Here is a 311-nt window from a genome sequence, read left to right on the forward strand (position 1 = left end):
ATCGTGCTGTCGTTGTTGAGCAGCTGGTCGAACTTGAATTTATAAGACGACATGGACGGCGCTGACAGCTGCCAACTTAAATTGAAATGCAGGGGGACACCCTGTTTGAGTGCTTCTTTAAGCTGGTCGGGCAGATCAGTGCGGAAACGGCTGCTGACGGAAAGCTGTCCGGCATGGGTCAGCTTTGCCTCGGCACGGGTCGCACTGATGCCCTCGCCCGCCGCATTCAGCGACACGGCGAGCAAGAGCGGTACAATCAGCGTTTTACTGCTTTTTAATAAGCGCGTAATAAAAGCCATCTTGATGTTTGT

At 52.7% G+C, this 311-nt stretch carries 1 protein-coding gene; it reads right to left on the reverse strand.

Annotated features, from left to right (window positions below; all coding sequences use genetic code 11):
- Window positions 1–299: DUF4390 domain-containing protein (locus tag ACTHSP_RS23440; protein WP_440347174.1), on the reverse strand; the 299-nt coding region annotated here is incomplete at its 3' end.
- Window positions 300–311: the final 12 nt, after the last annotated feature.

The organism is Neisseria sp. P0001.S005, from assembly GCF_051963715.1.